Here is a 21,510-nt window from a genome sequence, read left to right on the forward strand (position 1 = left end):
GGCCAACACGACCTCATCATCGGCACCCCCACCGCCAACCGACGCCGCGCCGAACTCGAAAACCTCATCGGCTTCTTCGTCAACACCCTCGCCCTCCGCATCGACCTCACCAACCACCCCACCACCACCCAACTCCTGCACCGCGTCCGCGACCTCACCCTCACCACCCTCGACCACCAGGACCTCCCCTTCGAACACGTCGTCGAAACCGTCAACCCCACCCGCAACCTCGCCCACACCCCCCTCTTCCAAGTCATGTTCGCCTGGCAGAACACCGACGACGGCGAGCTGACCCTCCCGGGCCTGCGGGTCACCGCCCTGCCTCCGCCCCACAGCACGGCCAAGTTCGACCTCACCCTCGCCCTCACCGAGCACGACGGCCGCATCACCGGCAGCCTCGAATACGCCACCGCGCTGTTCGACACCGCCACCGCCCAGCGGCACATCCGCTACCTGCGCCACGTCCTCACCCAACTCGTCGCGCACCCCGACCAGCCCATCGACCGGCTGACCCTGCTCGACGAGCGGGAACGGGAGCAGGCGCTGCGCCAGGCCGAGCCGTCCCCGGTGGACAAGGGCGTCGTCGCCCGCTTCGCGCAGCGGGTCGCCGCGACCCCCGACGCGGCGGCGGTCACCTTCGAGGGCACCTCCCTCACCTACCGCGACCTCGACGCGCGCGCCAACCGGCTCGCCCACCACCTGCGCACGCACGGCGTCGGCCCCGACACCCTCGTCGCGGTCTGCCTGCGCAGGTCGCCGGAGCTGATCGTTGCGCTCCTGGCCGTCGCCCGGGCCGGCGGCGCGTACCTGCCCCTGGACCCGGCCCACCCCGCCGAACGCCTGGCCCACCTGCTGGCCGACGGCGCCCCGGTCGCCGTCCTCGCCCACGCCGCGACCCGCGCCACCCTCGACGGCCTCACCGACGCGCCCCTCGTCGACCTCGACACCGACGCACACCGCTGGGCCGAGCACCCCACCACCAGCCCCGACCCCGGCACCCGGCCCGACCACCTCGCCTACGTCATCCACACCTCCGGCTCCACCGGCCGCCCCAAGGGCGTGGCGCAGACCTGGCGGTGCCTGGACAACCTGATCGACTGGCAGCTCCGCTACGCCGCGCCGGGCAGCCCCGCGCCGCAGCGGGTGCTCCAGTTCGCCTCGATCGGCTTCGACGTCTCCGCGCAGGAGATCTGGAGCACCCTCTGCCAGGGCGGCACGCTGGTGCTGATCGACGAGGAGAGCGGCCGGGACCTGGGCCGGCTGCGCCACGTCCTGGCCGAGCAGGGCGTACGGCGGGCGTTCCTGCCGGCGGCCGTGCTGCACCAGCTGGCCGGTCTCACCGGGGCCGTCGCCCCGCTCGCGCCCGGCTGCGAGATCGTCACCGCCGGCGAGGCGCTGCGGGTCAACGACGACGTCCGGGCCCTGGTGGTGGGGCTGGGCGGCCGGTACCTCTACAACCAGTACGGTCCGACCGAGACCCACGTGGTCAGCCAGTTCGCGCTGGCCACCGAGGCGGCGGCCGACTGGCCGGCCCTGCCGCCGATCGGCCGGCCGATCGCCAACGCCCGGCTCTACGTGCTCGACGAGCGGTGCGAGCCGGTGCCGGCGGGCGTGCTCGGCGAGCTCTACATCGGCGGGTCCGGCCTGGCGCGCGGCTACCTCAACCGGCCGGCGGCGACCGCGGAACGGTTCCTGCCGGACCCGTTCGCGGGGCCGGGCGAGCGGATGTACCGCAGCGGCGACCTGGTCCGCCGCCGGGCCGACGGGACCATCGAGTTCGTCGGGCGCGCCGACGACCAGGTCAAGGTGCGCGGCTTCCGGGTCGAGCCGGGCGAGGTGGAGAGCGCCCTGCGACACGTTCCGGGCGTCCGCGAGGCGGCCGTGCTGCTGCGCGAGGACACCCCCGGCGACCCGCACCTGGTCGGCTACCTGGTCGGCGACGTCACCGCCGAGGCGGCCCGCGAGCAGTTGCGGCGCCGGCTGCCCGAGCACCTGGTGCCGACCCGCTGGGTGCTGCTGGAGCGGCTGCCGCTGACGGCAAACGGCAAGCTGGACCGGCGAGCCCTGCGCGCGCCGGAGCAGGCCGACGTCGCCACCGCCTACGTCGCGCCGCGCGACGACCGGGAGGCCCGGATGGCCGCCATCTGGGCCGAGGTGCTGCGCCGCGACCGGGTCGGCGCGCACGACGACTTCTTCGCGCTGGGCGGCCACTCGCTGCTGGCGACCCGGCTCGTGCACGCGATCAACGAGCGGATGTCGGCGCGGCTGTCGCTGCGTACCCTCTTCCAGAAGCCGGTCCTGGCCGACCTGGCGGCCGAGCTGGCGGGGCCCGGCTCCCCCGCCGTCGACGCCCTGCCGTCGCTCGTCGCAGATCCCGCCGGCCGGTACGAGCCGTTCCCGCTCACCGACATCCAGGAGGCCTACTGGGTGGGCCGCGGGTCCACCATCGAACTCGGCGGCGTCGGCGCGCACGGCTACAGCGAGCTGCGGCTGCGCGACTTCGACGAGGAGCGCTTCACCCGGGCGCTGCACCGGCTGGTCGACCGCCACGACATGCTCCGCGCGGTCTTCCACGACGGCGTCCAGCGGGTCCTGCCGAACGTGCCGCGCTACGCGATGGCCCGGCAGGACCTGCGCGGGCTCGACCCGCAGACCGCCGACCGCCGGCTGGGCGAGACCCGGGAGCGGATGTCCCACCAGGTGTTCGACGCCGGCCGCTGGCCGCTGTTCGAGTTCGCGGTGACGCTGCTCGACGGCGAGGCGCGGCTGCACGTCAGCCTCGACGCGCTGATCCTCGACGCGGCCAGCGGGCAGATCCTGGAACACGAGCTGGCGCTGCTCTACGCCGACCCGGACGTCGACCTGCCGCCGCTCGCGGTGACCTTCCGCGACTACGTCCTGGCCGAACGGGCCCTGCGGCACACGCCACGCTACGAGCGGGCCCTCGACTACTGGCGGGAGCGGGTCGGCACGCTGGCCCCCGCGCCGCAGCTCCCGCTGGAACGGCAGCCGGAGAGCGTCGAACGGCCGCGCTTCACCCGCTACGACGAGGTGGTGCCGGCGGAGCGTTGGAGCCGGCTGAAGGCGCTCGCCGGCCGGCACCAGGTGACCCCGTCGGTGCTGCTGGTGACCGCGTTCGCGCAGGTGCTCGCCCGGTGGAGCCGCCAGTCGCGGTTCACGCTGAGCCTGCCGCTGTTCAACCGGCTGCCGCTGCATCCCGGCATCAACGCGGTGATCGGTGACTTCACGTCGCTGGTGCTGCTGGAGGTCGACGTGGCGGCCGGGGTCGACTTCGTGACCCGGGCCCGGGCGGTGCAGGAGCAGCTCTGGCAGGACATCGACCACTCGGCGGTCAGCGGCGTACGGGTCAACCGCGAACTCGCCCGCGCCCGGGGCACCCGCCACGCGGCCCTGCCGGTCGTCTTCAACAGCACGCTCACCGAATCGGCCCCCGACGTCGGCGACAGCGGCCTCGCGGCGGCGCTCGGCGGCGAGGTGCTGCACGGCATCACCCAGACGCCGCAGGTGTGGATCGACCACACGGTCCTGGAGGCCGGCGGGCGGCTGCACGTCAACTGGGACAGCATCGACGAGCTCTTCCCCGCCGGCCTGGTCGCCGAGATGTTCGCGGCGTACCGGGAGCTGCTCGGGCGGCTGGCGGAGCCGGACGCCTGGTACGGCACGCTGGACGGGCCGCTCGCCCCGCCCGTGCCGGTGGCCCCGCCGGCCAATCGCGGGCTCCTGCACGAGCTTGTCGACCGGCAGGCGCTGGCGACCCCCGCTGCGCCCGCCGTGCTCGCCCCGGACCGGCACCTGGACCACGCCACCGTACGCGTCGAGGCACGGCGGCTGGCCGGGCGGCTCCAGGACCGCGGCGTCGGGCCCGGCCAGCTCGTCGCGGTGCTGCTCGACCGGGGCTGGAAGCAGGTCGTCGCCACCCTCGCGGTCCTGCACGCCGGGGGCGCGTACCTGCCGCTCGACCCCGACTGGCCGGCCGAGCGGGTGGCCCGGGTGCTCCAGCGGGCCGGGGCGGGGCTGGTCCTGACCGGATCGGACCGGGTGCCCCTGCCCGAGGGCGTCGCGCGCCTGGTGGTGGACGCGGCCGCCGTCGGTGCGGGCGGGCCGGCGCTGCGGCCGGTCGAGCGGGCGGAGACCGACGTCGCGTACGTGATCTACACGTCCGGGTCCACCGGCACGCCGAAGGGGGTGACGATCGACCACCGCGGTGCGGTGAACACGCTGCTCGACGTCAACGCGCGCTTCGCCGTGGGGCCCGCCGACCGGGTCCTGGCCGTCAGCGCGCTCAGCTTCGACCTCTCCGTCTTCGACATCTTCGGCACCCTCGCGGCTGGCGCGGCGGTCGTGACGCTCGACCCGGAACTGGCCCGCGACCCGGCCCACTGGCGGGAGGTGGCCCACGCCCACCGGGTCAGCGTCTGGAACTCGGTGCCGGCGCTGGCCGGCATGCTCCTCGACGACGCCGACGCCGGCCATCCGCTACCGGCGTCGCTGCGCCTGGCCATGCTCTCCGGGGACTGGATCCCGCTCACCCTCCCCGACCGGCTGCGCAAGGCGCTGCCGGGGATCCGGGTCGAGAGCCTCGGTGGCGCCACCGAGGCGTCGATCTGGTCCATCCACCACGCGGTCGACGAGGTCGATCCGGCCTGGCGCAGCATCCCGTACGGCCGGGCGCTGGCCCACCAGGGGGTCCACGTGCTGGACGAGGCGCTGCGTCCCCGGCCCACCTGGGCCACCGGCGACCTCTGGATCAGCGGCGCCGGGCTGGCGCGGGGCTACTGGCGCGACGAGGCGGCGACGGCGGCCAGCTTCGTCGTCCACCCGGTCAGCGGCGAGCGGCTCTACCGCACCGGCGACCTGGGCCGGCTGCGCCCGGACGGCACGATCGAGTTCCTCGGCCGCGAGGACGGCCAGGTCAAGGTGCACGGCTACCGGATCGAGCTGGGCGAGATCGAGGCGGCGTTGGAGGCCCACCCGGGCGTACGCGCCGCCGCGCTGCGGCTGCTCGGTCAGGCGCAGGGCGAGAAGCGGCTGGCCGCGTACGTGGTGGCGGACGGTCCCGCCCCCGAGCCGGCCGCCCTCGTGGCGTACCTGGAGCAGCGGCTGCCGGCGTACATGGTGCCGTCGTCGTTCACCGTCCTCGACGCGCTGCCGCTGTCGGCCAACGGAAAGGTCGACCGGGGCCAGCTCCCCGACCCGAAACCGTCGCCGGAGACCGTCGCCGAGGCGCCGGTGCTCACCGACCCGGCCGAGAACCGGCTGGTGGAGATCGTCACCGAGATCCTCGACCTGCCCGTCGTCGCGCCCGACGCCAACCTGCTGATGCTCGGCGCCACGTCGATCGACGTCGTCCGGATCGCGAACGCCCTCTCCGGCGAGTTGGGCTTCCGGCCGAAGCTCGCCCGGCTGATGCGCCAGCCGACCCTCGCCGACCTGCTGCGGATGTTCCGCGAACACACCGCCGAGCGGGCCGTCGTCGCGGCCGCGCAGCGGGCCGCCACGGTGGTCGAGGACCCGGCCGCGCGCGCCGCGTTCACCTCGGACGGGCGGGGCCGTCGCGGCTTCGCGCCCGACACCCCGGCGGTCGCGCTGACCGCGCCGGCCGACCCGGCGTACGACCGGCGGTACACCGGCTACCGCACGGTGCGCCGCTTCGCCGCGGACCCGCTGCCGGCGGAGGCGCTCGGCGGGTTGCTGGCCACCCTCGCCCAGCGGGAGGTCGACGGTCGGGCCAAGTTCCAGTACGGCTCGGCCGGCGGCACCTACGCCGTGCAGACGTACGTCCTGGTCAAGGCGGGACGCATCGACGGGGTGCCGGGCGGGGCGTACTACCACGACCCGGCGGCGCACCGGCTGCTGGCGCTCGGCCGCGACCGTGAGCTGAGCCCCGACGCCTTCGACTACTTCGTCAACCGGCCGGTCTTCGAGGCCGCCGCGTTCGCGCTGTTCCTCGTGGCGCAGCGCGCGGCCATCGAGCCCCTCTACCAGGAGCAGAGTGCGACCTTCACCGCGATCGAGGCGGGCGCCATGGCCCAGCTGCTGACGATGGCCGCCCCCGAGCACGGTCTCGGCCTGTGCGGCGTCGGCGCCCTGGACACGGCGGAGCTGCCCGCCCTGTTCGATCTGGACCCCTCGCACCGGCTGGTCTACGCGCTGCTCGGCGGCGGCCGTCCCGGGGCGGAGCCGGCCGGGCCCGACGCCACCGACACGATCACGGTCGAGCTGTGAACGCCTACGAGCTGCTCGACACGCTCAACCGGCACGCGGTCGGGTTGCGGGTCGACGGCGACCGGCTGCGCCTCACGGGCTCCCGCGAGGTCCTCACGCCCGACCTGCTGGCCGACCTCAAGCTGCACAAGGAGGAGCTGGTCGCGATCCTGACCGGCGCCGACGCGGACACGATCCCCCGCCGGCCGCGACCGGACGCGCCGGTGCCGGTCGCGTTCGCCCAACGGCAGCTCTGGTTCCTCGACCAGCTCTCCCCCGGCAATCCGTTCTACAACAACCCGGTCGCCTTCGACGTCGTGGGCGCCCTGGACGTGGCCGCGCTGGCCCGCGCCCTGACCGAGGTGGTACGCCGGCACGAGGCGCTGCGTACCGTCTTCGCGCTCATCGACGAGGAGCCCTGCCAGGTGGTGCGGCCGGCCGGGCCGGTCGCCCTGCCGGTCGCGGACCTCACCGCGCTCCCCCGCCTGGAGCGCTCCCGCCGGGCCGACGAGGCCGCCGAGGCCGAGGCGCGGTCGCCGTTCGACCTGGCCGCCGGCCCCCTGCTCCGCAGCTGCCTGCTCCGGCTGGCGCCCGACGAGCACCGCTGGTTGCTCACCGTGCACCACATGGTGGCCGACGGCTGGTCCGTCGGCATCCTGATCGGCGAGGTCACCGCCCTCTACGCCGCGTACGCGGGGGGCGAGGCTCCCGCGCTGGCCGAGCTGCCCGTGCAGTACCCGGACTACACGCTGTGGCAGCGCCGGCACCTCGGCGGCGGCGAGCTGGAGCGCCAGCTCGGCTACTGGACGCGGACCCTGGCCGGTGCGCCCGCGCTGCTGGCCCTGCCGACCGACCGGCCCCGCCCGGCGGTGCAGCGCTACCGGGGCGAGACCCACGGCACGACTGTGGACGCCGCGGTGCTGCGGGGCCTGCGGGAGGTGGGCCGGGCCGGCGACGCCACGCTCTTCATGACGCTCATGGCCACCCTGTCGGTGCTGCTGTGGCGCTACAGCGGGCAGGACGACGTCTGCGTCGGCACCCCGTTCGCCAACCGCAACCACCGGGACGTGGAGGGCCTGATCGGCCACTTCGTGAACACGGTGGTGATCCGCAACCGGCTGGACCCGGAGCAGTCCTTCGCGGCGCTGCTGGCCGACGTCCGCCGGCACCTGCTCGACGCGTACGCCCATCCCGACCTGCCGTTCGAGCAGCTCGTGGACGCGCTCAACCCGGAGCGGCACACCAGCTACTCGCCGCTGTTCCAGGTGATGCTGGTGCTCCAGAACATCCCGCGCGGCCGGCTGGCGCTGCCCGGCCTGGAGCTGCGGCCCCTGTCGAGCAGCACCGGCGCGGCCAAGTTCGACCTGTCGGTCGAGGTGCTGGAGCACGCCGACGAGCTGCACGTCGTCTTCGAGTACAACACCGACCTCTTCGACGCCGCGACGATCGCCCGGCTGGCCGGGCACTTCGTCCACCTGCTCGCCCAGGTGGCGGCCGATCCGTCGGCCCCGGTCGGCGCGCTGCGGCTGCTCGGTGCGGACGAGCGGCACCGCCTGCTGGTCGAGTGGAACCGCACCGCGCGACCGCTCACCGACCCGGCGGACGTGGTGCGGCGGATCGCGGCGCAGGCGCGGCGGCACCCCGAGTCCCTCGCCGTGGCCGACGACGACGAGCGGCTGGACTACGCCACGCTGGAGCGGCGGGCCAACCGCCTGGCGCACGCGCTGATCGCCCGGGGCGTACGCCGCGACCAGGTGGTGGGCCTGCACGCGCGGCGCTCGGCCGGGCTGATCGTCGCCATCCTGGGCGTGCTCAAGGCCGGGGCCGCCTACCTGCCGCTGGACCCGGCCCTGCCGCCGGAGCGGCTCGCCGGCATGGTCGCCGACGCGGCGCCGGCCCTGGTGCTCGGCGAGGACGACCTGGCCGCCGTCGAGGCCGAGGGGCGCCACGACGGTCCGCCCGGCGTCGTCGTGCACCCCGCCAACCTGGCGTACGTGATCTACACGTCGGGCTCGACGGGCCGCCCCAAGGGCGTCGCGGTCGCCCACGGCGGCGTCGTGAACCTGCTCGACCACTGGGTGTCGCGGCTCGGTGCCGCCGAGGGGGAGGCGGCGGCGCTCTGGTCGAGCGTCGGCTTCGACGTCTCCGTGCAGGAGATCTTCCTGCCGCTGACCACGGGCGGGGCCCTGCACCTCGTACCGGAGAAGTTGCGCGGCGACCCGGCGGCGCTGATGGGCTGGCTGCGCGAGCACCGCGTCGTGCAGGCCTACCTGCCGCCGGCCTTCGTCCGGTGGATCGACGAGGATCCGGCGGCCCGCCTGGCCGGGTCGGCGCTGCGCCAGCTGCTGGTCGGGGTCGAACCGCTGCCGGAGCAGGGCCTGCACCGGATGCAGGAGGCCCTGCCCGGGCTGCGGGTCCTCAACGGGTACGGGCCGACGGAGACCACCGTCTACAGCACCGCCTACCTCGACCCGCAGCCGTCCGCCCGGCGGTGCCCGATCGGCCGGCCGATCGCCAACACCCGCGTCCACCTGCTCGACGAGCGGCGGGAGCCGGTGCCCGTCGGGGTCACCGGCGAGATCCACATCGGTGGCGTCGGCGTCGCCCGTGGCTACCTGGGCCGGCCGGGTGCGACCGCCGAGCGGTTCGTTCCCGACCCGTTCGTGCCCGGGGAACGGCTCTACCGCACCGGCGACCTGGCCCGGCTGCTGCCCGACGGGAACATCGAGTACCTCGGCCGCCGCGACGGCCAGGTCAAGATCCGGGGCTTCCGCATCGAGCTGGGCGAGATCGAGGCCGCGCTGCGGGACCGGCCGGACGTACGCGAGGCGGCGGTGCTGGTCGACTCCGACGCCGCCGGCGAGCCGAGGCTGGTCGCCGGGGTGGCCCGGGACGGGGCGGCGCCGTTGCTGGTCAGCGAGTGGCGCGAGGCGCTGTCGCGACGGTTGCCCGGCTACATGATCCCGTCGCTCTTCGTGGAGCTGCCGCGGCTGCCGCTGACCGCCAACGGCAAGCTCGACCGCGACGAGGTGCTGCGGCTGGCCCGTACCGCAGCGCCCTGGCAGGTCAACCTGGCCAGCCCGCGCGACCAGATCGAGCTGACCCTCTACCAGATCTGGAAGCGCCTGCTGCTGCACCCGGAGATCGGCATCGGCGACCGGTTCTTCGACGTGGGCGGCACCTCGATCTCGGCGATCAAGCTGGCCCACGCGATCGGCGAGGCGTTCGGCGAACCGCTGCCGGTCCACGAGATCATGCTGCACCCGACGATCGAGGCGCTGGGCGGACGGCTGCGGCGGGGCGCGTCGGGCCGGCCGCCGAGCAACCTGATCGAGTTCCGGGCGGGCGACGGCGCCGGCCGGGTCATCTGCGTGCACCCGGCCGGCGGCACCGCGTTCTGCTACCTGTCGCTGGCCAAGGCGCTGCCGGAGTCCCTCGGCGTGTACGGGATCCAGTCGCCGGGGGTGAACCCGGGCGAGGAGTTCCTGCCCACTGTGGAGGCGATGGCCGAGGCGTACCTGGGGCAGGTCGCGCACCTGCTGGACGGGCCGGTGGTGCTCACCGGGCTCTCCTACGGCGGGCTTGTCGCGTACGAGATGGGACGCCGGCTGGCCCTCGCCGGGCATCCCGGGCTGAGCGTGGTCCTGCTGGACACCCTGGGCACCGACGACCCGGCCCACCGGGGCGCGATCGAGCCGGTGGACATGGCCGAGTTCCGCGACAAGCTCATCAAGTTCAACGGGATGTACCCGGGCATCGACGACGAGCAGATCGACCAGTACCACCGCGTCTACAACCACAACCGGTCCACCATGCGCGACTATCCGACCCCCGCGTCGCCGGCCCGGCTGGTGCTGTTGCAGGCCACCGCCGGGCGCGACGAGGCCTTCCTGCGCGAGGTGCGCGCCTTCTGGCACCGGCGCGGCGAGGCCGACTTCCTGCTGGAGCGGGTGCACTGCGACCACTGGGACATCCTGGAGAGCGCGGTGGTGCTCCGGGTCGCCGCCCTGCTGCGCGGCGAGATGGACCGGCTCTCCCACGCCCGTCCGACGACGCCGGCCGTACGGGAGGCGTGATGGTCCAGGGTCCCGGTCTCGCGCACGCCGTGCTCGCCCAGGCCAGCCGTACCCCCGACGCGGTTGCGGTGGCCGACGGCGACCGGCGCCTCAGCTACGCCGACCTGGACGCCGCCAGCGCCGCCGTCGCCCGGTCCCTGCGCCGGGCCGGGACCCGCCCGGGTCAGGCCGTCGCGGTGCACCTGCCGCGCGGCTGGCGGCTGGTCTGCGTCATGCTCGGCGTCCTGCGGCTCGGCGCGACCGTGGTGCCGCTGGACCGGCAGAGCCCGCCCGGGCGGCGGGACCACATGCTGCGCGACTCGGGCGCCGTGGCGGTGGTCCACGGCCCGGACGCGCCCGGCGACCTGCCCGACGGGGTGCGGCCGCTGCCGGCGGAGGCCCTGCTGGCGGGAGACCCGGCGACCGGGTCGGACGGGCCGCCCGCGCCGGTCGCGTTCGTCTTCTACACCTCGGGCACCACAGGCCGCCCCAAGGGCGTGGAGGTGCGCGACGCGGGCATCCTGCGGCTGGCCCGCCCCGGCTACCTCGTGCTGCCCCCGGCGGCCCGCTACGCGAGCCTCGCCAACCCGGCGTTCGACGCGATCAGCTTCGAGGTCTGGGTGCCGCTGCTGACCGGCGGCTGCTGCGTCGTGCTCGACGACGAGACGGTGTCGACGCCGCACCTGCTCGACGCCGCGCTGCGCCGGGAGCGGATCGACACGCTCTTCATCACCGTGGCGCTGTTCAACGCGGTGGTCGACGAACGGCCGCACTGCTTCGCCGACGTCGGCCAGGTGCTCGTCGGCGGCGAGCAGCTCAACGCCCGGCTGATCCGCCGCTGGTACCGCGACAACCCCGCCAGCCGCACCCGGCTGCACAACGTCTACGGGCCCACCGAGGCGACCACGTTCGCCCTGTGCCATCCGATCCCGCGCGACTTCGACGCCGAGGTGGTGCCGATCGGCCGGGTGCTGCCGGGCACCGACGCGCACCTGGTGGTCGACGGCGAGCGTGTCGCCGCGCCGGGCGAGGTCGCCGAGCTGTACCTGGGCGGCGCGGCGCTGGCGGCCGGCTACCGCAACCTGCCCGAGGAGACCGCCGCGCGTTTCGTCCGGCTGCCCTGGCTGGACGGCTCCGCCGGCCGCCACTACCGCACCGGGGACCTCGTGCGCGCCGACGCCGCCGGCCGCGTCGAGTACGTCGGCCGGGTCGACCGGCAGGTCAAGGTCCGGGGCTTCCGGGTCGAACCCGGCGAGGTGGAGCGGCAGGTCCTCGCCCACCCGGGGGTCCGGCAGGCGTACGTGTGCACCCGGCGCGACCCGGTGCACGGCACGAACGAGCTGCTGGCGTACCTGGTGACGGCTCCCGATCTCTCGTTCGCGGAGTTCGACAGGCACCTGGCCGCGACCCTGCCGCCGTACCTGCGCCCGCACCGGGTCCACCGGGTCGGGGCGCTGCCGCTGACGGCGAACGGCAAGGTGGACGCCGACGCGCTCCTGCGGCGCGACGACCCGCCCTGGCGTGCTGGGCGAGACGACCCGCACCCGCACGGCGGGCGCGACGGCGGTCCGGCCGAGGCGGCGGGCACGGCGTGGCGGCGGGCGGTGCTCGGGCTGGCCGGTGAGGTGCTGGGCGTGCCCGACCTGCGACCGGACGACAGGTGGATCGCCAGCGGCGGGGACTCGCTGAAGGCGCTGCGGCTGCGCTTCGAGATCCAGCGGCGCTGGGGCGCCGAGGTGCCGCAGGCGGTGGTGCTGGGCGGTGACCTCGCCGAGCTGGCCGCGGCGGTCGCGACGGCCCGCACCGCGACCGGCTCGCCGTACCCGGTGCCAGCTCCCCTGTCCGGTGCCCGGTCCGCGCCGGCCACCTCGGAGCAGCAACGGCTCTGGCTGTTGCAGCAGCGGGCGCCGGCGTCCACCGCCTACCACGTGGGGCTCGCCTTCGAGCTGCGCGGCCGGGTCGACGTCGACGCGCTGCGGCACGCGCTGCGCCGGGTGGTGACGCGTCACGCGGCGCTGCGGACCGCCTTCCGGGCCACGCCGGAGGGGCTGCGCCAGGAGGTCGGCGAACCCTACGACCCGTGGCGCGAGCCCACTCCCGCTTCCGCTTCCGCCGCTGACGGGGCCGACGACTGGGCCAGGGCCGACGACTGGGCCGGCGACGGCGACTGGGCCAGGGCTGACGACTGGGCCGGGGCCGGCGATGGGGCCGGGTGGCGCGAGCGCGCCCGTGCCCTCTTCGCCGCCCCCTTCGACCTAGCGCAGCCGCGCATGCTGCGGGCGTACTGGCTGGCCCGCGACGGCGGCGGGGTGCTCCTGCTGCACCTGCACCACATCGCGGTGGACGGCTGGTCGCTCGACGTCCTGTTCCGCGGGCTGTCGACCGCGTACGCGGCGGCGCTGGCCGGCACGACCGAGGACGAGGACGAGCCCGCCCCGACCCCGCTGGACTACGCCCGGTGGCAGGCCGAGTGGTTCACCCGACCGGCCTACCGGGCTCAACGCGACGCCCTGCGCGGCCACTACGCCGACGTGACGGAGGTCGCCGCGCCGCTGCGGCCGGTCCGGGAGCACGGCGGCACCGGGGACCACCTGCTCCACACCACGATCGGCCCGGAACGCCGCGCCGCCCTCGACCGGCTCGGCGCCGAGCTGGGCCTGACCCGCTTCCCGCTGCTGCTGACGCTCTTCGGCTGGGCCGTGCACGGGGTGACCGGCCGCACCCACCCGCGCGTCGCCAGCCCCGTCGCGAACCGGCCCGTACGCGACTTCGAGACGAGCGTCGGCATGTTCGCCAACACGGTGCTGCTGCCGCTGGCGCTGGCGCCCGCCGAGGAGCTGCGGGCGCAGCTGCGCCGACAGGCCGACGCCGTACGCGCGGTGCTCGACGCGCAGGACGTGGCGCTCGCGCACGCCGTCGCCGACCACGACTTCGGCGCCGACGCGCCGCTGTTCGACTTCCTCTTCGTCCTCGACAACACCGACTTCTCCGCGCTGGCGCTGCCCGGCTGCGCGTCCCGGCCGGTCTGGCTGGCCCCGACCGAGGCCAAGTGTCCGCTCACCCTCTCGGTCGTCGCGCACGAGACCGGCTTCGACTGCCTCTGGGAGTACGCCGACGAGCACTTCGACGCCGGCGACGTGGCGGCGGCTGCCGAGCTGTTCCGGCGCGGCCTCGACGCGTTGACCGGCCACGGCCCGAGCACGCTGGCCGAGCTGGTGCGGCCCTACCGCCGCGGCCTGCCCGAGCCCGGCCGGGGTTCGCGTACCCCGGCGGACTTCCCCACCGTGGCCGAGGCCTTCGCCCGGCGGGTAAAGGCGGAGCCGACCGCGACCGCGCTGGTGGCCGGCGACCGTCGTCTCAGCTACGCCGACCTCGACGCGTACGCCTCGGGGCTCGCCGCCGAGCTGCTGCGGGACCATCCGGTGTCGGCCGGCGACCGGCACCGCGTCGCCCTGTTCTTCGCGCCGTCGGTGGAGCACGTGGTGGCGCTGCTCGCGGCGGCCCGGCTCAACCTGACCGTCGTGCCGCTCGACCGGGCCTACCCGCCGGCGCTGCTGCGCCAGGTGCTGGGCCAGGTCGACCCGCTCTGCGTGCTGCTGGCGCCCGGCGACGAGCCCGCCCTCGACGTGATCGACGAGGGCGCTCACCCCCGGCACCCGGTGGTGCTGTCCCGGTCGGCCGCACCCGTCGCGCCCTCGTACGCCGGCCGCCCGCTCTACACGCTCTTCACCTCGGGCTCGACCGGCACGCCCAAGGGGGTGCAGGTCGGCGACGCCCTGCTGGTCAACCTCCTGCACTGGCAGGGCGAGGCCGGCGGCCTGGCGGGTGCGGCGGCGACCCTGCAGTTCTCCATGCTCTCCTTCGACGTCTCCTTCCAGGAGATCTTCGGCACGCTCTGCGGCGGCGGCACCCTGCACCTGCCCCGTCCCGGGCTCAGGCAGGACATGCCGGCGCTGCTGGCGCACCTCGACACCGCCGGCATCGAGCGGATCTTCCTGCCGTACGTCGCCCTGCAACTCCTGGCCGAGCACGGGGTCCGCCTCGGCCGGTACCCGTCCCGGCTGCGGGAGGTCGTCACCGCCGGCGAGCAGCTGATCTGCACCGACAGCATCCGCCGCTGGTTCGCCGGCCTGCCCGGTGCGCGCCTGTTCAACCACTACGGCCCGACCGAGACCCACGTGGTCAGCAGCCTCTGCCTCGACGGCGACCCGGCCACCTGGCCGGCCCGCCCCGCCATCGGCCGCCCGGTCGCCAACACGTGGCTGCGGGTGGTGGACTCCGCCGACGAGGTGGTGCCGCCGGACTGCCCCGGGCAGCTGCTGATCGGCGGGGATCTGGTGGCGCCCTGCTACCTGGACGATCCGGCGCTCGACCGGGCCCGCTTCGTCGAGCTGCCCGGTGACGGCTGGTTCTTCCGCAGCGGCGACCAGGCCCGGTTCGACCGCGACGGCCTGCTGCACTACCTGGGCCGCGACGACCAGCAGGTGAAGGTGAGCGGGCACCGGCTGGAGCTGGGCCAGGTGGAGGCGGCCCTGCTGACGCACCCGGCGGTGGTCAACGCCGTGGTGGTCCGCGACGAGCCGCACCTGGTCGCCTGTCTGGAGCTGCGGGCGGATCCACCGTCCCCGGAGGAGCTGACCGGTCATCTGGCGGGGCTCCTGCCCGGGTACGTGCGGGTGGACCGGTTCCGGCGGCTGCCGGAGCTGCCGCGTACCGCCAGCGGGAAGCTGGACCGCCGCCGCGCGTTGACCGCACCGGGCGAGGAGCTGCGGCCGGGCGTCGCCGCGCCGGCGCCGGTCATGTCGGTCCTGGAGTCACGGCTGGCCGGGCTCTTCGAGGAGGTCGTCGGGACGCCGATCGCACCCGACCGGCGCTTCTTCGACCAGGGCGCGGGCAGCCTCGACCTGATGCGCTTCCACCTGCGCTGCGCCGCCGAAGGGCTGCCGCTGAGCATCCCCGACCTGTTCGAGCATGTCACCATCCGCCGCCTCGCCCGGTTCCTCACCGAGCGACGGGCCACGGAGGCGACGGTGGGCGGGCGGGACGGGGCCGTCGCGGGCCCGGCGGACGAGCCGGTCGCCGTGGTGGGGATGGCCGTCCGGCTGCCCGGCGCGACCGACCTGGCCGCCTTCTGGGCGATGGTGGAGGCCGGCGACCGGGGCATCGAGCACTTCGACGCCGCCGACGGCCTGGTCGGCGCCCGCAGCCAGCTGGCCGGGGTGCTCGGCTTCGACCCGGGGCACTTCGGCATCAGCCGGCAGGAGGCGCGGCTGATGGATCCGCAGCAGCGGCACCTGCTGATGAGCTGCGTCGAGGCGTTGGCGCACGCCGGCATCGCCGATCCCGGCGGGCAGCGGGTCGGCCTGCTCGCCAGCTGCGGCGAGAACACGTACTTCCAGACGATGCTGCGCGAAGCCGATCCGGCGCGGCTGCCGGACTCCTTCCAGTTGGCGCTGCACCACGAGAAGGACTTCCTGGCCACGAAGGTCGCCTACCACCTGCGGCTGACCGGTCCGGCCTTCACCGTGCAGGCGGCCTGCGCCAGCTCGCTGGTGGCGGTCCACGTCGCGGCCGGGCTGCTGCGCCAGGGCGACAGTGACGTGATGCTGGTCGGCGGCGTGCTGGTGGACCCGCTGCTGACGGCCGGCTACCGCTACCAGCCGCAGCACATCTTCTCCCCGGACGGGCACTGCCGGCCGTTCAGCGACGACGCCGGCGGCACCGTCGGCGCCAGCGGGGTGGGCGTGGTCGTGCTCAAGCCCCTGCGGCTGGCCCGGCGCGACGGCGACACCGTCTACGCCGTGATCACCGGATCCGCCGTCAACAACGACGGCGCGGAGAAGATCGGCTACGCCGCGCCGTCGGTCGCCGGCCAGCGTGAGGTGATCCGTACCGCGCTGCGTCGCAGCGGGCGTACCAGCGGCGACGTCGGCTACGTGGAGGCGCACGGCACCGGCACGGAGCTGGGCGATCCGGTGGAGGTGGCGGCGCTACGCCAGGCGTTCGACCTGGCCGAATCCGGTCGCGTCGCGCTGGCCTCGGTGAAGAGCCAGATCGGTCATCTCGGCGCGGCGGCCGGGGTGGTCGGCCTGGTCCGTGCCGTGCTGGCCGTGCACCACGGGCTGATCCCGCCGAACGTCGACTTCCGTCGCCTCAATCCACGGCTCGGCCCCGATCCGGCCCCGTTCCACATCCCCACGAAGGCCCGGCCCTGGCCCGTCGACCGGCCACGCGTGGCGGCGGTGAGCAGCTTCGGCATCGGCGGCACCAACGCCCACCTGGTCTGCGAGGCGATCGAGCAGGTCGGCGCCGGCCCGGACACTCCGCCGGTCCCCGGCGTACCGGTGGTGCTGCTCGCCAGCGGCAGCGCGGCCGGCCTGCGCGCCGACGCCGACCGCATCGCCGACTACCTGGCGGCCCGGCCCGAGGCCTACCACCGGGTGCTGCGCCACCTCCAGGCGGGCCGCACGCCGGGCCGGTGGCGGGCGGCGGCCGTCTGCGCCGACGCGGCCGCCGCCGTGGCCTGGCTGCGCACCGCGACCGCCGTCGAGGTCACCCCCGTCGAGGCGGCACCCGTCGCGGTCACCGGCCCGGCCGGTACGCCGCCGGCGGCCGACCTCGTCGCCGCCTGGCTGGCCGGTCGGCCGGTCCGGTGGTCGGCCGGGCCGGCGCAGCCGCCCTGGGACTTCCCCCCGCCAGCGTTCGTTCTCGTCGACCACGAGTTCGCCCGCGCCGCCCCGCCGGCCGGGGCGACGTCGCCCGCCAGCACGACGTCGCCCGCCAGCACGACATTCCCGACCGGGACGGCACCGCCCGCGGTGGCGACACCCGGGGTGGCGTCGCCAGCCGGTCTGGCACCGCCCGCCGGGGTGGCATCAGCCGTGGCAGCGTCGCCCGCCGAGGTGGCGTCGCCCGGGGTGGCGGCGGCCCCCGGGGCGGCGCCGGCCGATCAGCCGTGGCCGGCACGGCTGCCCGAGGCCGAGTGGTTGCACCAGCCGCACTGGGTGCGCTGGCGGCACGCGGGGGCCGATCCCGGTGCCCGCCGCCCGGAGACGCTCGTGATCATGGCGGCGGAACCGCCCCCGCCGGCCGCGCTGCGCGCCTTCGCGGCGTCCCACGCCCGGGTGGTGGCCGTCACCGCCGCGGACGGCTTCGCCCGGCTCGGACCGGACAGCTACCAGGCCGACCCGGCCGATCCCGGCTCGCTGGGCCGGCTGCTCGACGCGCTGACCGGCGCCGACGCCGGCTCGCCGGCCGCGCCCGGGCAGGGCGGTGTCGACTGGCTCCACGCGCTGCCGCTGGCCGTCGACGGGCCGATCGGCGCGGACGCGCTCGCCCACTCGTACCGGGCCTGCGTCGACACCCCGGCGGCGCTGCTGGCAGCCGTCGCCGCGCTGCCCCGCCGGCCCCGGCTGCGGGCCTGGTGGCTGTCTCAGCAGGCGCAACCCGTGCACGACGACGTACGCCGGCCGGAGCTGGGCCTGCTCGCCGGGGTGTGCGAGGTCGCACCCCAGGAGGGCGACGTCGCGAGCCACTGGGTGGACCTGCCGGGCCCCGATCCGGCCGACTGGGCGCCGGCGCTCGCGGCGCTGCTGGCGGAGGAGGCACCACCACCCCGCCGACTCGCGCTGCGCGGGGGCTACTGGTGGGAGCAGGCGCTGCTGCCGGTCCGCCCGCCGGCCACGCATCCGCAGTCAGCCGGGCCGATCCCGCATCCGCTGCCGGCGGTACCCGCCACGCATCCGCTGCCGGCCGGACCGGCCGTGTACGTGGTGCTGGGCGGCACCGGCGGCATCGGGCGGAGCATCGCCGCCTGGCTGCTGGAGCAGGGCGACTGCCGGGTGGTCCTGCTGGCGCGGCGCGGGAGGCTGCCGGCCGGGCTGACGCGGTGGGCCGATCGCGTCGACCTCGTCGAGGGCGACCTGGCCGAGACCGGACCCGACGAACTGCTGGCCCGGCTCGACGCCCGCACCCGCCGGGTCGACGGGGTGGTCCACGCCGCGGGGATCGCGGCCGGCGGGCTGATCGGCCGGCGGGACGCGGCCGCGATGCGGCGGGCCACGGCCGGCAGGGCGTACGGCGCGCTGCTCGTGGAGCGGCTGGTCGCGCGCCACCGGCCGTCGTTCGTCGTCTACTGCTCGTCGATGTCGGCGCAGCTCGGCGGCGTCGGCCAGCTCGACTACGCCGCCACCAACGGGCTGCTCGACGGCTTCGCCCGGCACCGGGCGGACGGGGCCGACACCACGCTGCGGATCTCCGTGGGCTGGGACGTCTGGAGCGAGGTGGGCCTGGCCCGGGACGCCCTGCCCACCGACGCCCGGCACCGGGCACACCTGGCGGTCGGCCTCTCCGCGGACGAGGGGCGCCGGCTCTTCGCGCAGGCCCTGCGGCTGCGGCTGCCGCAGCTGCTCGTCTGCACCACCGCGCTGGACCGGGCGCGGGATTTCTACGCGCCACCGGCCAACCCGCCGGACGCGACACCCGCCGTACTGCCCCGGTCGGCCGCCGAGCAGGTCGGCGAGTGGCTCTGCGACTGGCTGGGCGCCGACCGGCTCGACCCGGCCGCGTCCCTCTACGACCTGGGGGCCGACTCGCTGCTGCTGCTGGACCTGATCGACCGGGTCAAGGAGCACTTCGGCGTCAGCCTCGGCCTGTCCCAGCTGAGCCACCGGGTGAGCCTGGCCGAGGTGCTGGGGCTCCTCGGCGAGCCGGTCCGCGCCGCCGACCCCGCCGACCCCACCGTGGCGGTGGAGGTCTGGCAGGCGGGCCGGGGGCGTACGGTGCTCTGTCTGGTCCATCCGGTCGGCGGCGACGTCCAGGCGTACCGGCCGTTGGTGTCGGCGCTCGACCCGCAGCTCACGGTCTGCGTCATCGCCGATCCCGCGCTGACACGCCCCGGGCAGCCGGCCTGGTCGCTGGCGGAACGGGCCGCGCGCTACCACGCCGCGCTGCGGGACCGCTTCCCCCGCAACGAGTGGCGCTGGCGGCTCGCCGGCTGGTCGTTCGGCGCCTGGGTGGCGCTCGGGATGGCGGCGGAGGCCGAGACGGCCGGCCAGCCGGCGGACGAGCTGTACCTGCTCGACCCGCCGCCGCCGGACGCCGCGCCGGCCCTCGGGGCGTACGACGAGGAGCGGCTCGCCGCGCTCTTCGCCCACGAGCTGGGGGCGGCGACCGGCGCGAACACCGCGGCGACGGCGTACGCGGACGCGCTGGCGCGTTGCTGCCGGGCCAACCTGGCGAGCATGGCGGAGCACACCCTGCCCCGGCTGGCCGGGACGCCCGGGCGGCTCTGGCTCGCGGGCCGCCCGACGGCCGGGCTGCCGGCGCTCGGCGCGCCGCAGGAGCAGGCCCGTAAGTGGCGGGGGCACCTGACCGGGCTCGCCTGGCACCTCGTCGACACCACCCACTACGGCATCGTCGGGGCGCCGCACGTGGACGCGGTGGCCGGGGCCATCAACGAGGCGGAGTCGGCCACCGACCCGAGGGCGGCGCGATGAACCCGTACCAGTCGTTGCCGTCGCGGTCGTTCTGGCGCACCGCCGTGGCCGAGCCGGAGATGCGGGACATCGGCGAGGTGTGGACGCCGAAGTTCGGCCTCGACCCGGACGATCCGGTCCTCACCGCCGGTTCCTGCTTCGCCCGCCACCTCGGTCCCGCCCTGCGCGACGAGGGGATGAACTGGTGTGAGGCCGAGCTGCCCCCGCCGGGGCTGACTGAGGCCGAGCGCCAGGCCCGCCACTACGGCGCGTTCTCCTTCCGCACCGGCACCATCTACACCGCCGCCAGCCTGCGGCAGTGGCTGACCTGGGCGCTGACGGACGACCCCGGGCCCGACGAGGTCTGGCGCGAAGGCGACCGGTTCTTCGACCCGTACCGCCCGTCGGTCGAACCCGACGGGTACGACTCGGCGGAGGCGACCCTGGCCGCCCGCCGATCCACCCTGGCGGCGATGCGGAGGGCGGTCGCCGAGGCGGGCTGTCTCATCTTCACCCTCGGTCTGACCGAGGCCTGGCGGGACGCGGTCACCGGCACCGTCCACCCGGTCTGCCCCGGCACCGTCCGGGGCACCTTCGACGCCGGGCGGCACGTCTTCCACAACTTCACCGTGGCCGAGGTGCACCGGGACCTCTGCGCCGTCGTCGCGCTGCTGCGCGCCGCCAACCCACGGCTGACCGTGCTGCTGACCGTGTCGCCGGTGCCGCTCACCGCGACGGCGACCGGGGCGCACGCGTTGACCGCCACCGGGTACTCCAAGTCCGTGCTGCGGGCCGCGGCGGGCCAACTGGCCCAGGAACACGACCACGTCGACTACTTCCCCTCGTACGAGCTGATCACCGGTTTCCCGTTCCGGGGGGTCTTCTTCGCGCCGAACCTGCGCGCCGTGACGCCGGCGGGGGTCGCCTTCGTCATGCGCCACTTCTTCGACGCCCTCGAACGCGACCGGAACGGGACCCGGCCAAGTGATCGGACCGCGCCGGCGGCGGACCGCCGCGCCGACGCCGACGGAGGTGACCTCTACTGTGACGACGCCGTCCTCGACCACTACCGCGCCGGCTAGATTTTTGCTGCTGGGCGACTCGCACGCCGGGCCGATCGCCCGCGCGGCGACGGCGGCCGGGCTGCCCTTCGTCGGCGGGCCGGTCGGCTCGGGGCGCGACTTCAACGTCGGCTTCTTCGACGTCCGCGACGACGGCCTGGTGTTCCGGGACGCCGCCGTGCAGGAGCGCCACCGCGGCTTCCTGGCCGAGTTGGGCGTGGCCGACGTCGGGCAGCTCGCCGTCCCGCTGGTCTCGACGTTCGGGCTCAGCGCCCACTTCTTCGCCACCACCGAGAACTGGCGGATCTACCGGGCGGGCGACGGCGCCTTCCCGGCGGGCTTCCTCGCCAGCGGGCTCTTCGACGACATCGTGCGCGCCATGGCCCGCGACGCGTTGGCCTTCTACCGCCACGCCCTCGACCTGGGGCTGCGCGTCCTCGCGGTGCTGCCGCCACAGCGGGTGCCGGGGATGTCCGACCCGCTGGTGTTCATGGCGGCCCAGGAGACGGTCCGCCGCGCGCTCGTCGCGCTCGGCGTGGAGATCGTGGACCTGCGGGCCCGGGTCACCGACGGCGCGGGCCGGCAGCGGGCCGCGTTCTGCGAGCCGGACGACCCGATCCACGGCAACCTCGCCTTCGGCCGGCTGATCGTGGCCGACCTGCTGGCGCGGGGGCTGTGACACCGAATCCAGGA

Annotated in this window: 5 protein-coding genes; all 5 read left to right on the forward strand. The window is 75.5% G+C overall.

What is annotated here, in order from left to right; all coding sequences use genetic code 11:
* Positions 1–6,246, forward strand: a 6,246-nt coding sequence (locus AB0B83_RS24680) for an amino acid adenylation domain-containing protein (RefSeq protein WP_357580158.1), incomplete at its 5' end; no start/stop codon positions are given.
* A complete protein-coding gene (locus tag AB0B83_RS24685) occupies positions 6,243–10,301 on the forward strand; it encodes an amino acid adenylation domain-containing protein (protein WP_357580159.1) in 4,059 nt (1,352 codons plus the stop codon). The genes AB0B83_RS24680 and AB0B83_RS24685, both read left to right, overlap by 4 nt.
* Positions 10,301–19,777, forward strand: a complete 9,477-nt coding sequence (locus AB0B83_RS24690; protein ID WP_357580160.1) for an amino acid adenylation domain-containing protein — start codon at positions 10,301–10,303, stop codon at positions 19,775–19,777. The genes AB0B83_RS24685 and AB0B83_RS24690 overlap by 1 nt, the downstream gene beginning before the upstream one ends.
* Positions 19,774–20,838 carry a GSCFA domain-containing protein gene (locus tag AB0B83_RS24695; protein ID WP_357580161.1) on the forward strand — a complete coding sequence of 355 codons (1,065 nt, stop codon included), beginning with the start codon at positions 19,774–19,776 and terminating at the stop codon, positions 20,836–20,838. The genes AB0B83_RS24690 and AB0B83_RS24695 overlap by 4 nt, the downstream gene beginning before the upstream one ends.
* Entirely contained in the window at positions 20,801–21,496 is a 696-nt protein-coding gene (locus AB0B83_RS24700) for a hypothetical protein (RefSeq protein WP_357580162.1), read from the forward strand. Before AB0B83_RS24695 ends, AB0B83_RS24700 begins: the two co-directional genes overlap by 38 nt.
* The last annotated feature ends 14 nt before the right edge of the window (positions 21,497–21,510 follow it).

The sequence above is a fragment of the Micromonospora sp. NPDC049060 genome (assembly GCF_040649055.1).
Lineage (GTDB): Bacteria > Actinomycetota > Actinomycetes > Mycobacteriales > Micromonosporaceae > Micromonospora > Micromonospora reichwaldensis.